The sequence below is a fragment of the Ruegeria sp. BG7 genome (assembly GCF_056535685.1).
The window spans coordinates 217,244-230,600 of the sequence record NZ_JBQFIU010000001.1; the positions used below are offsets into that span (position 1 = coordinate 217,244).

Genomic DNA, 13,357 nt, shown 5'->3' on the forward strand with positions numbered 1-13,357 from the left:
AACGCGTTGTCCTGACCTGTCCAGGCGGACAGGCGCTTTTGGGGAGGTGTCTTGTCAGGGCGATATCAGACGGCGCGCGGCAGGGTCTGGCGCTGTAGCCCCCTGCCCGGTCTCTCAATCGTTGCGCGCGCGTCATCGCGGTTCTTCTCCGACAGGCGCAGTTTCTGCAGCCCGCCCATTTATTCCTTTCACCCGACGTATCGGGCTCAGGTACTCCACTGCCCGCAATCGGGGCACAATCGGTCTGCTTCGCAGCGAAATTAACGTGCAGCAAAGCAGCGAAACTCAAAGATTCGGGACTTAAGAGCGCTAAAAAGGCCCGGCCCGTCCGAACACAATAAAAGCAGTCCTGTGGAAAAGACAATGGGCAAACTGCATCAAGACCGCCGACGCAGCGCGGGATCTCTTCATCTGGCCTAAAATACCTCGGGGGAGTCGCCAAAGGCGACGGGGGCAGAGCCCCCATTCGCAACGGTTAAAGATAGTCCGACCGCTGAAGTCCGTATTTGGCCATCTTCTCGTTCAACGTCCGGCGCGGCAGGCACAATTCGTCCATGACCGACGCGATCGACCCCTTGTGGCGGCGCATTGTATTGTCGATCAGCATCCGCTCGAACGCTTCGACATATTCCTTCAACGGCTTGCCTTCGGTGGTCATCACCGGCTGCATCTCTTCATGGTCGGACATCAACAATGACGCAATCGTTCCTGATCCACGGCGTGATTGTAGCACGGCACGCTCGGCAATATTGATCAGTTGACGCACATTGCCTGGCCACGGGGCCTGCAACAATTGCGCCGCTTCCTGCGCACTGACCTGAGGGGCATCGCAGCCATATTCCTCTGCAAATTGCTCGCTGAGGCGCGTGAAGAGGGTAAGAATGTCCTCACCCCGCTGACGAAGTGGCGGCATGGTGATCCGCAATGCCGCCAACCGATAGAACAGGTCGGGGCGCAGAACGTCTTCGGATGTCTTCCCCGCTTCCTGCAGGTTCGAAATCGCAACAATCCGCGTTTCAGCAGGGGTGCCCTGCTCGTTCATCACGCTCAGCAGTTTGGCCTGCAACGTATCGCTCAGCGCCTCAACATCTTCCAGCACCAGTGTCCCGCCGCGTGCTTCTTCGATGGCCGGCAGTTGCGCATCCTCGGGCATCATCGGGCCAAAAAGGCGCTTGGCCAGCGCGTCTTCCTCCAACGCGGCGCAGGACACCAGAACAAACTTCTTGCCTGCGCGGCTGCCCACCGCATGCAGCGCATGCGCCACCAGCGTCTTGCCGGTTCCCGTCTCGCCGTCGATCAATACATGACCATCGGCTTGCCCAAGATCCAGAATATCCTCACGCAGCCTTTCCATAACCGGGCTGGCACCGATCAGCTTGTTCATGATCTGCGTGCCACCCGACAGCTCACGCCGCAGCGCCCGGTTGTCCAGTGTCAGACGGCGTGCATTGCTGGCGCGTTTGGCCAGTTCGGACATGCGATCAGGGTTAAACGGCTTTTCAAGGAAATCGAACGCACCAACGCGCATCGCCTCAACCGCCATCGGAACGTCGCCATGCCCCGTGATCATTATGACTGGCAGGGTGCTGTCGGCCCCCATCAGCTTTCTCAAAAGCTGAATTCCATCCATCCCCGGCATCTTGATGTCCGAAATCACAATCCCCGGATAATCCGGTCCCAGAACCTTGAGCGCATCTTCCGCGCTGGCAAAGGTTTCAGTGTCGTATCCGGACAAAGCAAGCCACTGGCTGATCGACTGGCGCATGTCCTGTTCGTCATCCACAATGGCAATTTTCATGGCCTGTGCCATAGTCATTCCTCGTTATTCCGCGGCCTCAAGGCCGTCGCTTCCCAGTGCTGGCAACTGCATTTCAAACACCGCGCCACCATATTGGCCGTTGCGCGCAGTCAGCCGTCCCCCATGGTCGTTCACGATCCCCGACGAGATGGCAAGCCCCAGTCCAACCCCGTCGCCAGGCTGTTTGGTAGTATAGAACGGCTCGAACAGGTTCTCGATATCCTCGATACCGTGCCCGTTGTCCCGCACGGTCAGAACCGCCATGTCGCCCGCCGCCAGGATGATTTCCACATCCGGCTCTGCTACCGATTTGGTGGCATCCAGCGCGTTTCGCAAGAGGTTGACCATCACCTGCTCGATCCGCATCCGGTCCCCCATCACCATGACAGGTTCTTCCGGCAGGATCTGAGTGATCTTCACATGACGCTGACGCAGTTGCGGCTCCATCATGGACAAGGCCGAGGCCAGCGCTTCACCAAGGTTTACAGGCGAAAACGCATCCGCCCCTTTGCGGGCATAAGACTTGAGCTGGCGCGTGATCGCACCCATCCGCTCGATCAGACCGTCGATGCGTCCAAAGCTGGCAAGCGCCTCTTCCGGTCGGTTGCGCCGCAACAACAGACGCGCCCCGGCGAGATATGTTTTCATTGCAGCCAGAGGTTGATTAAGCTCGTGACTTACCGCAGCCGACATCTCGCCCAAGGCGGCCAATTTCGAACTTTGCGCAAGGGTCTGTTCCGCCAAATCCAGCGTCTTTTCAACCCGTTCCCGCTCAGCAATTTCCCGCTGTAGCCGTGCGTTCAATGCGCGAAGCTCTGCCGACTCGCGCTGAAACAGCGCCATGCGAAGGGTCGCCCGACGGCTGAGCGCATAAAACGTCAGCGCCAGAAGAATCGCAAATCCCATGATTTCCAGAGCAAGCACGCTGTTAACCTTTTCGCGGATCGACTCAAAGGTGGTGAACGACGTCATTTGCCAACCCCGGAACGGGATGCGTGTTTCCATGCGCATCACGGCCTCGCCTTGCAGGTAGGCATCCGGTGGCAAAGCCGTCCAATCGGTTGTAGCCCGAATAGCGCGTTGAATTGCACCCTGCGGCGGTTGCCGCAGCATCGCCGTGCTCTCTTCCAACCCACGCCAGCGGGGCTCGGTAGACAGGATAATGGTTCCGGTACTGTCGGTGACCATCACCGCGTCCGAAATACCGGCCCAGGCGCGTTCGAATTTCTGAAGGTCGACCTCGACAACGATGACCCCCAAAATTTCCGATCCGTTTTCCAGTCGCCGGGAATAGACGAAGCTGTATCCGCCGGAGTCCCTGGGAATGACCGAAAAGATCGTGGCATTAGACCGGATGGCATCCACATAATAAGCTGTATTTCTGTGCCCTTCACCCAGCTTGTTCCGATCCGTTGCGGCAACGGTTCGACCATCGCTGTCCAAAAGCATCAGCGAGGCCGCGCCAATTTCTTCAACGAAGGAAATCAGGCGCTGGGTCGACAACGTATAATCACTGGATTGCAGCGCTGAAATCAGGGTCGGGTCTCGTGCCAGCAACTGTGGCACGATCGAGTTTCGACGCAACTCACTCAGCAGGTTACCGGAATACAGGGCCAGTCGCAGCTCTGCCCGGTTTCGCGTTGATTCCGTGAACCTGTCGGTCAACAGGCTATTGGTAATCCAAACCGTGGTAATAGTTGCAAGCAGCAAAACAAGAACGGCAACGCGCAAACGCCAGCCCAGCGGAGCACCGCGAAGCGGTTTCAACATATTTGACCAAGCTGATCGCACGTCCGAGTTCATGGCCAGACGTTACGCGCGGGCGCGCGCGACCTCAAGTCACGCTGCTTCAAACACGCCTGACAATGCGCGGAACAGCGCCACTCCGTCCGTGCCACCATGCCCTTCATCTGCCGCACGCTCGGGATGAGGCATCATCCCCATTACTCGGCGGTTTTCGGACAGGATGCCAGCGATGTCGCCGACCGAGCCATTGGGATTCTCGGTATAGGTGAACGCGATGCGATCCTGATCCTTTAGGGCCGCAAGTGTTTCGTCATCCGCGAAGTAGTTGCCGTCATGGTGCGCGATTGGGATACCGATCACGTCGCCTGCATTATAGCCCCCGGTAAACACGCTGTCGCTTGTTTCGACCTTCAAGCCCACTGTTTTGCAGATGTATTTCAGACCGGCATTGCGCAGCAACGCGCCAGGCAGGATGCCGGTTTCCGTCAAAACCTGAAACCCGTTGCAGATACCCACGGCATAGCCGCCGCGTTCGGTATGCTCGACCACCGCCTTACAGATCGGAGATTTGGCGGCGATGGCACCGCAGCGCAGATAGTCTCCATAGGAAAAGCCACCCGGTACGCCCACGATATCAACACCGTCGGGCAAGGCCGCGTCTTTGTGCCAAACCATATCAACCTTGAAACCGGCCTGCTCAAAGGCGACGGCGAGGTCTCGGTCACAGTTGGATCCGGGGAATACGATTACGGCTGCGCGCATGGCGGGCCCTCCTACGAGACAAAATCTGTAACCACTGCAACGCCCGGAGGGGTTGGGTGGTCAAAGGCGGCAAGCTCAGCACTCACCTGGTTAAGAGTTATTTTGCGCGTGACCAGCGGGCTCAGGTCAATCCTGCCCCCTGCGATCAGCGACAACAAAGACGGATAGCGCCAGCTTGGCATGCCCCGCGTTCCGAAAATAGAAAGCTGGCCGGAATAAAGCACGTCCATCGGCAAAGCCATCTGCGTGTGATCCCCGGCCGGCATGCCGATCTGCACCATGCGGCCCATTTTGCGCAGCGACCGCATCGCCGACACAGTTGTGACTTCGATGCCCAAAGCCTCGATGGCAACATGCGCGCCGCCGCCAGTGATGTCTTTTACTGCCTGCGGCGCATCACATGTTGTGGCATTGACAACCGCATCAGCCCCCAAAGACTGTGCATAGCTCAGCTTGTCATCCGCAATGTCGACCACGACGACCCTTGCGCCAAGGGCCTTGCCTAAAAGCAGCGTGGAAATCCCAACACCGCCGCCGCCGAAGACAGCAATCCATTCCCCACCCTGAACCTGCGCCCGTCCGACCAAAGCCTGCCAGGCCGTTGTCACACGACACCCCAAGGCTGCAGCAACTTCGGGCGCAATGCTATCGGGCAATGTTGTGAGGTTCGCATCCGCATGGGCCACAGCGATATATTCCGCAAAAGCACCATCACAGGTGAACCCAGGAACAATCTGGTCGTTACAGATTGTCTGGTGCCCCTGCGCGCAGTCTGCGCAATGTCCGCAAGCCAGAATGAACGGCGCGATGACCTTGTCGCCCACCCGCCAGCGGGTGACCCGAGAACCGACCGCGACAACCTCACCACAATATTCATGACCGGGTGTCATCGGAAGGATTACGTCCGGGTCCGCGCCTGACCATGCATGCCAATCGGATCGGCACACGCCACACGCCAAAACCCGAACCACAACACCATCTTCGGCGGGTTCGGGATCGGGCACGGTCGCAACCTCAAGCGGTTGACGGTAGGTGATCAGACGCGCGGCCCGCATTCGATCAGACCAGTTCGATCTCGTAGCGTTCGATGACGGTGTTGGCCAACAGCTTTTCGCACATTTCGGTCACATCTGCCTCGGTCGCGCCATCGGCCAGTTCAAGATCAATCACTTTGCCCTGACGGACACCTTCGACCTGATCAAAGCCCATTGCGCCCAATGCGTGCCGAACTGCTTCGCCCTGCGGGTCCAGCACCCCGTTCTTGAGCATCACATGAACCCGTGCTTTCATTTTGGCAACTCCACCTTCGGGCCGCTATCCATGGCCCATTTCGTTGCGCGGGGGATAGCGTGCCTGACCGTTTTCGACAACCCTGTTTCCCAAGCAGTTTGCCGCAGTTGTCATCACGCAAAGCAACTCTTTTGGTTGATAATCAACAGATGAACCTGTCGAGACCGCAAAAACCAAAAATGCGCCGCGATTTTTGCCGCGGCGCAGTTTAGTTGAAACAAAAGTTCCCAGAACGGGTCAGTTGATCAGTGTCGGCTTGGTGACATTGGTATTCGGTAGCACACCCAAACGGCGCGCAACTTCTGAATACGCATCGGTCAGATTGCCCAGGTCACGACGGAACACGTCTTTGTCCAGCTTCTGACCGGTTTCGATGTCCCAAAGGCGGCAGCTGTCAGGGCTGATTTCGTCAGCCACGATCAAACGCTGATAATCCCCTTCGAAAATGCGTCCGATTTCGATCTTGAAGTCCACAAGGCGGATACCAACCGCCAGCATCACACCGCTCATGAAGTCGTTCACGCGCAGCGCTAGGCTGAGGATATCGTCCATGTCCTGCTGGCTGGCCCAGCCAAAGGCAGCGATATGTTCTTCGGTGACCAGAGGATCACCCAGCGCATCGTCTTTATAGCAATATTCAACGATCGGGCGCGGCAGCTGTGTCCCTTCGGCTATGCCCAGACGTTTAGACATCGATCCGGCGGCATAGTTTCGAACGATCACTTCCAACGGAACGATTTCGCAATTACGCACCAGTTGTTCGCGCATGTTCAGGCGGCGAATAAAGTGGTTCGGAATACCGATCTGGGTCAGGCCGTTCATGAAGAACTCGGACAGGCGATTGTTCAACACGCCTTTGCCGTCAATCACATCCTTCTTTTCAGCGTTGAATGCTGTGGCGTCATCCTTGAAATACTGCACGATCGTGCCCGGTTCGGGGCCTTCATACAAAATCTTGGCTTTGCCTTCGTAGATTTTCTTGCGACGCGCCATAAGCGACCTTTCCAGTCTGAGCAAAGGGAATGAGTCCCCTCTCGTTGGCGTCCTCATAGTGCAAGCACTCTTTTCCCGCAAGTTCATGTACCCGAGAGGCTTTGACGCAGCGCAAATACCTTGCGCCCGGGACGTCGTATGGTCATATCATCAGGAAAGAAGATGTAACCCAAGAGGTCCTCACCCAATGACCACGTTCGACGAACGCGAAAACGCCTTTGAAGCCAAGTTTGCCCATGATGAAGAAATGCAGTTCAAGGCACAGGCCCGCTGCAACAAACTGCTGGGCCTGTGGGCGGCAGAAAAGCTGGGCAAATCCGGCGCAGAAGCCGAAGAATATGCCAAGACCGTAGTAGTCGCCGACTTCGAAGAAGCCGGACACGAAGACGTTGTCCGCAAAGTCGCCGGTGATCTGGGTGATTTGTCTTCGGCCGAAGAAATCCGCGCCAAGATGGCCGAGATTCTGCCCGAAGCCAAAGCTCAGGTCATGAGCGAGGCCGACTAAGTTTTTCTTACACAGCTCATGATCTTCATGAGTTTTATGAATTTGATTTGACGCCCCTGTCATGTGACATGGGGCGTCTCTATTTTTAACGGCGTTTTGCGCCTTTTTCTGGAATAACCCAATGACAAACGCGCTGAGCAAGCTTCTGGAAACCAAAGATGCCATTTTGGCTGATGGTGCGACCGGAACAAATCTGTTCAACATGGGCTTGCAGTCTGGTGACGCGCCCGAACTTTGGAACGTGGACGCCCCCGACAAGATCCGGGCGCTGTATCAGGGTTCGGTGGATGCGGGCAGTGACCTGTTTCTGACCAACACCTTTGGCGGTACGTCCGCACGGCTCAAGCTGCACGAAGCTCAGAATCGCGTGGGCGAGCTAAACCGCATCGGTGCTGAACTCGGACGCGAGGTGGCAGACAAGGCCGGGCGTCCCGTCGTGGTTGCAGGATCTGTTGGACCAACTGGTGAAATCATGGAACCGGTCGGCAGCCTGACGCATTCCGACGCGGTGGAAATGTTCCACGAACAAGCAGCAGCGCTGAAAGAAGGCGGTGTTGATGTGCTCTGGGTGGAAACCATCAGCGCCCCTGAGGAGTTCCGAGCCGCGGCCGAAGCATTTGCACTGGCTGACATGCCGTGGTGTGGCACGATGAGCTTTGATACCGCTGGGCGCACAATGATGGGTGTGACCTCGGCCGATTTGGCGCAAATAGTCGAAACGCTGTCCAACCCACCCATCGCCTTTGGTGCAAACTGTGGAACCGGCGCATCAGACATTTTGCGCACAATTCTGGGCTTTGCAGCGCAAGGCACAGAGCGTCCTCTGATCTCCAAGGGTAACGCGGGCATTCCGAAATACGTGGATGGTCACATCCATTATGACGGCACGCCCGAACTTATGGGCCAGTATGCAGCTATGGCACGCGATGCCGGCGCGACAATCATTGGCGGTTGCTGCGGAACAATGCCAGATCACCTGCGCAAGATGCGTGAAGCTTTGGATACCACCTCGCGCGGCGAACGCCCGACTTTGGATCAGATCACTGATGCGTTAGGTCCGTTTACATCGGCCTCTGATGGAACGGGCGACGAGGCTGTCCCTGAACGCCGCACGCGCCGCCGCCGCCGCGCCTGAAGTGAATTAGCGCCCTTCGAATTTCGGAGGGCGTTTTCCCATGAAAGCCACCACACCTTCGGCGAAATCGCGCGAGCGACCACATTCGCCCTGCAGATGCGCTTCGGTCGCAAGCTGCTGAGGTAGTGTATTTTCATAAGTTCCACGAATGGCCTGTTTGATCGCGCCGTAGGCTGCTGTCGGACCATTGGCCAGATATTCTGCCCGTTTCCGCCAATGCGCTGCGAAATTGTCATCAGGTACAGATTCCCAGATCAAGCCCCAGTCATCCGCTTGTTGCGCGCTGATCTTGTCGGCGAACAACGCCGCACCCATCGCCTTGGCCAGCCCCATCTGGCGCGGCATGAACCAGGTTCCTCCGGCATCCGGTAACAAACCGATCCGCGCAAAGGCTTGCAGGAAATAGGCGCTTTCAGTTGCGATCACAACATCCGCGCAAAGGGCGAGGTTCGCCCCTGCCCCGGCCGCAGCACCGTTTACAGCCGCAATTGTGGGAACCGGACAGCTGTGGATCGTTTCCAGCATTGGTTCGTATTCGTCGCGCAAAGACCGCTCCAGATCAATCTTGCCGGTTGAAGAGGCATCGCCCAGATCCTGCCCGGAACAAAAAGCGGGACCAGCGCCGGTGATCACGATGCACCGGGCTCGGGTTGCCGCGTCTTTCATTGCATGGGTAATTTCAGCGCGCATCTGAGTTGTCAGAGCGTTCATTTTGTCAGGTCTGTTCAAGGTCAGAACCGCCAGACCGTCCGTAATGTCCAGAACAACTGTTTCGTAATGCATGAAAACCCTCCCGTCGCGCCAAGCGTTTTCGAACACTTACTGGCCCAAACAAGAAGGTAAAGGCAGAACCAAACGTCAGTCTTCAAGAATTCGGCGCAGACGCTCCTTTTCGTCTTCACTCAGCGCCGTGCTTTCAACTGACGCATGAGCTTTGGCACGGGTGCGTAGAAAGTTCAGCCCAACCCCAGCCGCAATCAACAGCATGATAGGGCCAGCGAGCCAAAGGAACAGGTTCGAGCCGCTGGTGGTCGGCTTAAGCAGAACGTATTCACCGTAGCGATCCACGATAAACGCGATGGCCTGTTCGTCGGTATCACCTGCAACCAGACGTTCCCGCAGCAACAAACGCAAATCACGCGCCAGATCGGCGTTGCTTTCGTCGATGCTTTCGTTCCGACAAACAAGGCAACGCAATCCGGTGCTGAGATCGCGAGCCCGTTGTTCCAGCACAGGATCATCCAAAACCTCGTCCGGCTGCACCGAGAACACGGGTGTCGCCAGCATCATCAGGATCAGTACAAGGCGTTTCATTCTGCGGGTACTCCGCCAACCGGTGTTTTTCGCGCCCCTGCAGCCACCCGGAACCGCCTGTCACACAAGCTGAGGATACCGCCAAGCGACATCAGGATGCAGCCAGCCCAGATCCAGTTCGCGAACGGTTTGATATAGGTGCGCATGACCCAGCCCCCATCTGCCTGTTGATCACCGATCACAACGTAAAGATCACCCAGGAAACGGTAATCAATCGCGGCCTCGGTCGTGGGCATGCGGGCAACCGGATAGTCCCGCTTTTCAGGGTGAAGTGTCCCAATCGGCCGTCCATTCTTTTCAACCAGAACATCAGCCGTGGTCGAGAAATAGTTCGGCCCTTCAACCAATCGCACGTCTTGCAGTGTCAGGGTAAACTGCCCTACCTCAAAGGGCTGATTGGGTTGCGCGACGCGGATATCTTCGGCCTCCCAAGCGGTCAGACCAGCCACGGCAAAGATGGTGACGCCCAGACCCGTATGCGCGACCGCTTTACCCCAATCTGCACCCGGCAGGCGGAACAGGCGTTTCAGGCTGCCGTTGCGGCCCGTGCGGCTCCACAAATCTATGGCGGCACCAAACGTAATCCATGCCCCAAGGAACAGACCCACCGGCCCCAACGCGCTGCGTCCAGTCTGCATCGCCCAAACCAGCAACGCAATCGCCAGCGCCAGCCCAAAGGCGTAACGCAGAGACCAAGCCGTCTTTCCAATCCTTCCACGTTTCCAAGGAAGCATCGAACCGATCGGCAGGATCAGCCCGAGTAGCACCATAAACGGAGAGAATGCAGCGTTGAAGAAAGGCGCTCCGACCGAAAGCTTCCGGTCGAACATCATCTCGGCCACCATGGGCCACATGGTGCCCACAAAAACAACGAAGCAACTGACGGCCAGCAAAACGTTGTTCGCCACCAAAGCGCTTTCGCGGCTGACCATGCCAAAGACGCCCTTGGCCTCCATCGCTTGGGCACGCGCGGCAAACAATGTCAGCGCCCCACCAATGAAGAACACCAGGATCATCAGGATAAACACGCCGCGCTCGGGATCGGTGGCGAAGGCATGAACCGAAGTCAGAAGACCCGAACGCACAATGAACGTGCCGATCAGTGAAAATCCGAACGCGATAATCGCCAGCAGAATAGTCCAGCTTTTCAGCGCTTCGCGCTTCTCCACAACGATGGCAGAGTGCAGCAAAGCGGCTGCCAGAAGCCAGGGCATGAACGACGCATTCTCGACTGGATCCCAGAACCAGAACCCGCCCCAGCCCAATTCGTAATAAGCCCACCACGACCCCAGCGCGATACCAATGGTCAAAAAGACCCAGGCGGCCAATGTCCAGGGCCGTACCCAACGCCCCCATGCTGCATCGACACGCCCTTCGATCAGGGCTGCGATGGCAAAGCTGAACGCCATGCTCAGCCCGACATAGCCGAGGTACAGAAAGGGCGGATGAAACGCCAAACCCGGGTCTTGCAACAGCGGATTCAGGTCGCGCCCGTCAAACGGCGCAATTGCAAGTCGGTCAAACGGGTTCGACGTGAACAGGATAAAGGCAAAAAACGCTACCGCTATAGACGATTGCACCGCCAGCACGCGGGCCTTGAGCGTCGGCGGCAACCCACCTCCAAAGAACGCGGCCAATGCGCCAAACAAGGTGACAATCAACACCCACAGCAACATGGATCCTTCGTGGTTCCCCCATGTGCCACTGATCTTGTAGATCATCGGCTTGGCCGAATGGCTGTTCTCAACCACGATCCTCAGGGAAAAATCCGACACGACAAAAGCCCAGATCAACGCACCGAAGGAAAATGCCGTCAGCAGGAACTGAACGATGGCCGAGGGTTCGGCAAATGCCATCCATCCGGCCCAACGTTTAGAAGCCCCGATCAAGGGCACGACACTTTGCACGATGGCGACAAAGAAGGCGAGGATAAGGGCGAAGTGGCCGAGTTCTGTAATCATGCCCCGGAATATACTCCGGGGCCAATCCGGGGGCCAATAACTTTCGCCCGATCCGGGGGCACATAGTGTCGCGGGTCACGCCCTGCGATGCTTGCGCCAATCATCCAGCGCCGGGTTGGCATCGGGGTGCGTAATATCCTGCGACAAAGCGGAACCTGATCCGGGACCTGCAGCGCCCGGACTATCGCTGCGCAGTTCGCGCAGCTGCTCGAGATTGTTCAGAACAGCAGGCAATTGCAGCATGGTCGCACTGATATCCTTCTGAAACTCTTGCGTTTTCAACTGATGCCGCGCCCCAAAATAGAAGGACACGATGACACCCAACAACCACCACATGGGCTCTGGCACCAAGGCCATGCCCTGCATCCTTGCAGCAAACCACAACGGGTCCACCATGGCGGCCACAAACAAACCCAATGTTCCCAAGGCCAAAGCCGGGCGCGGCAACCGGTTTACCCCATCCATGAATCGGTCAAATGATCCTTTTTGCGCAGTTTGAAACTCGCCTCCAAACTGCAACATGGCCTGCGCTTGCGCCTCAGCACCTCTCTGCGCACTTGCTTCAGTGTTCTCACGGTAAATCTCAACGGTTTCCCGAACCGCGTTCCGCCCGTTCCCGAACAAAAGCGCCAAAACACCCGAGATCAACCCCATGCCGCAACCCTTCCCTGAAACTCGGCGTCAGAAAGATGGTATCGCTCTGACAAAAACTCTTCTGCGCGTTTGATCCAGCCACCTTTGCCCCCCGACCGGCTGCGCGCATATTTCCTCGAGGCCGGTCGCCGATCAGCAAGGCGAAAATAGTAGTTCCGCCGCGCCACCCCGTAGGCATCCCGCAAAGCAATTGGCTCCGGTTGCGCTGCTTTTTCGCAAGCTGCTGCGGTCTTGGCACCAATTACTCCATCCACCGCCACGTTGAATCCCATGTCCCGCAACAACCGCTGCAGGATCTTTATCGCCTGCGCCCCGGCGTTCACATACATGTCAAAGACCGAAGCCTGCAGTAGATCAGGCAACCGCGAGATGCCTGGCTTCACAAAGTACTGACGTACGAATATCTCGACCGCCTGCCGCTGGGTCAATCCATGCACATCACGTCGGTCAACCACATCGTCGCCATTCAAATCCAATCCCAAACGCCGCATGGTGTGAATGGTTACGCCATATTTTGTGGCCCCACCGGGATCGTCCGGATCATCCACAAACCCGCCTTCCCGCGCCACGATCTCTTTCGCGATCTGCCGAACCGTTTGCATCATCTTCCCCAACTCGTTGATCAGAGCAACGGTCCTGCAAACAACTTACAACACGGTAATTGCAAAGGGCGCTGCCCGCCTATTGCGCGCAACGCCCCGCTTCTTCTGTTCAAAAATACCTCTGCCAGAGGCACGCAGCGCAGCTGCGTTCAGCTTCCCTCCGCCTCTTTATAAACGCCTTGCTCTTTCAGCGCGTCCATAACCTCTTTCGGCATGTAGGTTTCATCATGTTTGGCAAGGATTTCAGTCGCTTCGAACACGCCGTTCACATAACTTCCGGTGCCAACCATACCCTGATTCTCGGTAAACAGATCCGGCAGGACACCTGTAAACGAAACCTGGACACTCTCGCCCCCATCTGTAACCACAAAATGCACGGTTTCACCCTGCCCACGAATGATCGAGCCTTCTTCCACCAGCCCGCCAATGCGGAAAACCTCGGTCGGTTTCGGCGGCTCGGCAATCACCTCGCTGGGTGAACGGAAAAAGTTGATGCCATCCTGCAAGGCCCACCCAATCAAAGCCGTCGATGCCACCAAGGCAACGACCGCTACCAGAATGACTTGTACTCGACGACGTTTTTTGAGCGTTTTCATA

The 13,357-nt window shown here is 57.2% G+C and carries 14 protein-coding genes; 2 read left to right on the plus strand and 12 right to left on the minus strand.

The window, feature by feature from the left end; translation table 11 throughout:
* Positions 1-475: 475 nt before the first annotated feature.
* The 6 genes from ACR3EH_RS01115 to purC all read right to left on the minus strand — a co-directional run bounded on the left by ACR3EH_RS01115 (position 476) and on the right by purC (position 6,589).
* On the minus strand, positions 476-1,810 hold the full coding sequence (locus ACR3EH_RS01115) for a sigma-54-dependent transcriptional regulator (RefSeq protein WP_171183050.1): 1,335 nt from the start codon (positions 1,808-1,810) through the stop codon (positions 476-478).
* Positions 1,811-1,822: 12 nt separating this feature from the next.
* Entirely contained in the window at positions 1,823-3,568 is a 1,746-nt protein-coding gene (locus ACR3EH_RS01120) for a sensor histidine kinase (RefSeq protein WP_171183049.1), read from the minus strand.
* A gap of 69 nt (positions 3,569-3,637) precedes the next feature.
* On the minus strand, positions 3,638-4,306 hold the full coding sequence (gene purQ, locus ACR3EH_RS01125) for a phosphoribosylformylglycinamidine synthase subunit PurQ (protein ID WP_171183047.1): 669 nt from the start codon (positions 4,304-4,306) through the stop codon (positions 3,638-3,640).
* 11 nt (positions 4,307-4,317) lie between these two features.
* A complete protein-coding gene (locus ACR3EH_RS01130) occupies positions 4,318-5,361 on the minus strand; it encodes a zinc-dependent alcohol dehydrogenase family protein (protein ID WP_171183045.1) in 1,044 nt (347 codons plus the stop codon).
* A gap of 4 nt (positions 5,362-5,365) precedes the next feature.
* Positions 5,366-5,596 carry a phosphoribosylformylglycinamidine synthase subunit PurS gene (purS, locus tag ACR3EH_RS01135; RefSeq protein WP_117872765.1) on the minus strand — a complete coding sequence of 77 codons (231 nt, stop codon included), beginning with the start codon at positions 5,594-5,596 and terminating at the stop codon, positions 5,366-5,368.
* 237 nt (positions 5,597-5,833) lie between these two features.
* Positions 5,834-6,589: a phosphoribosylaminoimidazolesuccinocarboxamide synthase gene (gene purC, locus ACR3EH_RS01140; protein WP_171089849.1), complete on the minus strand. Its 756-nt coding sequence runs from the start codon at positions 6,587-6,589 to the stop codon at positions 5,834-5,836.
* Between the two features lie 187 nt (positions 6,590-6,776).
* Between purC and ACR3EH_RS01145 the strand changes: the two genes are divergently transcribed.
* Both ACR3EH_RS01145 and bmt read left to right on the plus strand, forming a co-directional pair.
* Positions 6,777-7,094, plus strand: a complete 318-nt coding sequence (locus ACR3EH_RS01145; RefSeq protein ID WP_171089847.1) for a DUF1476 domain-containing protein — start codon at positions 6,777-6,779, stop codon at positions 7,092-7,094.
* A gap of 121 nt (positions 7,095-7,215) precedes the next feature.
* A complete protein-coding gene (bmt, locus tag ACR3EH_RS01150) occupies positions 7,216-8,229 on the plus strand; it encodes a betaine--homocysteine S-methyltransferase (protein ID WP_171183043.1) in 1,014 nt (337 codons plus the stop codon).
* Between the two features lie 6 nt (positions 8,230-8,235).
* On the opposite strand, the gene ACR3EH_RS01155 is transcribed toward bmt, so the two are convergent.
* The 6 genes from ACR3EH_RS01155 to ccmE all read right to left on the minus strand — a co-directional run bounded on the left by ACR3EH_RS01155 (position 8,236) and on the right by ccmE (position 13,356).
* Positions 8,236-9,012: an enoyl-CoA hydratase-related protein gene (locus ACR3EH_RS01155; RefSeq protein ID WP_171089843.1), complete on the minus strand. Its 777-nt coding sequence runs from the start codon at positions 9,010-9,012 to the stop codon at positions 8,236-8,238.
* Between the two features lie 75 nt (positions 9,013-9,087).
* Entirely contained in the window at positions 9,088-9,543 is a 456-nt protein-coding gene (locus tag ACR3EH_RS01160; RefSeq protein ID WP_171183042.1) for a cytochrome c-type biogenesis protein, read from the minus strand.
* Positions 9,540-11,504, minus strand: coding sequence for a heme lyase CcmF/NrfE family subunit (locus tag ACR3EH_RS01165; RefSeq protein WP_171183040.1), 1,965 nt, complete (start codon positions 11,502-11,504; stop codon positions 9,540-9,542). Before ACR3EH_RS01165 ends, ACR3EH_RS01160 begins: the two co-directional genes overlap by 4 nt.
* A gap of 75 nt (positions 11,505-11,579) precedes the next feature.
* Complete coding sequence (locus tag ACR3EH_RS01170; RefSeq protein ID WP_171183039.1) at positions 11,580-12,158, minus strand: holin family protein; 579 nt, start codon at positions 12,156-12,158, stop codon at positions 11,580-11,582.
* Positions 12,149-12,760: a holin-associated N-acetylmuramidase gene (locus ACR3EH_RS01175; RefSeq protein WP_171183629.1), complete on the minus strand. Its 612-nt coding sequence runs from the start codon at positions 12,758-12,760 to the stop codon at positions 12,149-12,151. The genes ACR3EH_RS01170 and ACR3EH_RS01175 overlap by 10 nt, the downstream gene beginning before the upstream one ends.
* Positions 12,761-12,909: 149 nt before the next feature.
* A complete protein-coding gene (gene ccmE, locus ACR3EH_RS01180) occupies positions 12,910-13,356 on the minus strand; it encodes a cytochrome c maturation protein CcmE (RefSeq protein WP_171183037.1) in 447 nt (148 codons plus the stop codon).
* Between the last annotated feature and the right edge of the window lies 1 nt (position 13,357).

Excerpts from the sequence above, each read along its gene's own strand:
- ACR3EH_RS01115 (WP_171183050.1), bottom strand. The coding sequence starts at position 1,810 with ATGGCACAGGCCATGAAAATTGCCATTGTGGATGACGAACAGGACATG.
- ACR3EH_RS01120 (WP_171183049.1), bottom strand. The coding sequence starts at position 3,568 with ATGTTGAAACCGCTTCGCGGTGCTCCGCTGGGCTGGCGTTTGCGCGTT.
- purQ (WP_171183047.1), bottom strand. The coding sequence starts at position 4,306 with ATGCGCGCAGCCGTAATCGTATTCCCCGGATCCAACTGTGACCGAGAC.
- ACR3EH_RS01130 (WP_171183045.1), bottom strand. The coding sequence starts at position 5,361 with ATGCGGGCCGCGCGTCTGATCACCTACCGTCAACCGCTTGAGGTTGCG.
- purS (WP_117872765.1), bottom strand. The coding sequence starts at position 5,596 with ATGAAAGCACGGGTTCATGTGATGCTCAAGAACGGGGTGCTGGACCCG.
- purC (WP_171089849.1), bottom strand. The coding sequence starts at position 6,589 with ATGGCGCGTCGCAAGAAAATCTACGAAGGCAAAGCCAAGATTTTGTAT.
- ACR3EH_RS01145 (WP_171089847.1), top strand. The coding sequence starts at position 6,777 with ATGACCACGTTCGACGAACGCGAAAACGCCTTTGAAGCCAAGTTTGCC.
- bmt (WP_171183043.1), top strand. The coding sequence starts at position 7,216 with ATGACAAACGCGCTGAGCAAGCTTCTGGAAACCAAAGATGCCATTTTG.
- ACR3EH_RS01155 (WP_171089843.1), bottom strand. The coding sequence starts at position 9,012 with ATGCATTACGAAACAGTTGTTCTGGACATTACGGACGGTCTGGCGGTT.
- ACR3EH_RS01160 (WP_171183042.1), bottom strand. The coding sequence starts at position 9,543 with ATGAAACGCCTTGTACTGATCCTGATGATGCTGGCGACACCCGTGTTC.
- ACR3EH_RS01165 (WP_171183040.1), bottom strand. The coding sequence starts at position 11,504 with ATGATTACAGAACTCGGCCACTTCGCCCTTATCCTCGCCTTCTTTGTC.
- ACR3EH_RS01170 (WP_171183039.1), bottom strand. The coding sequence starts at position 12,158 with ATGGGGTTGATCTCGGGTGTTTTGGCGCTTTTGTTCGGGAACGGGCGG.
- ACR3EH_RS01175 (WP_171183629.1), bottom strand. The coding sequence starts at position 12,760 with ATGCAAACGGTTCGGCAGATCGCGAAAGAGATCGTGGCGCGGGAAGGC.
- ccmE (WP_171183037.1), bottom strand. The coding sequence starts at position 13,356 with ATGAAAACGCTCAAAAAACGTCGTCGAGTACAAGTCATTCTGGTAGCG.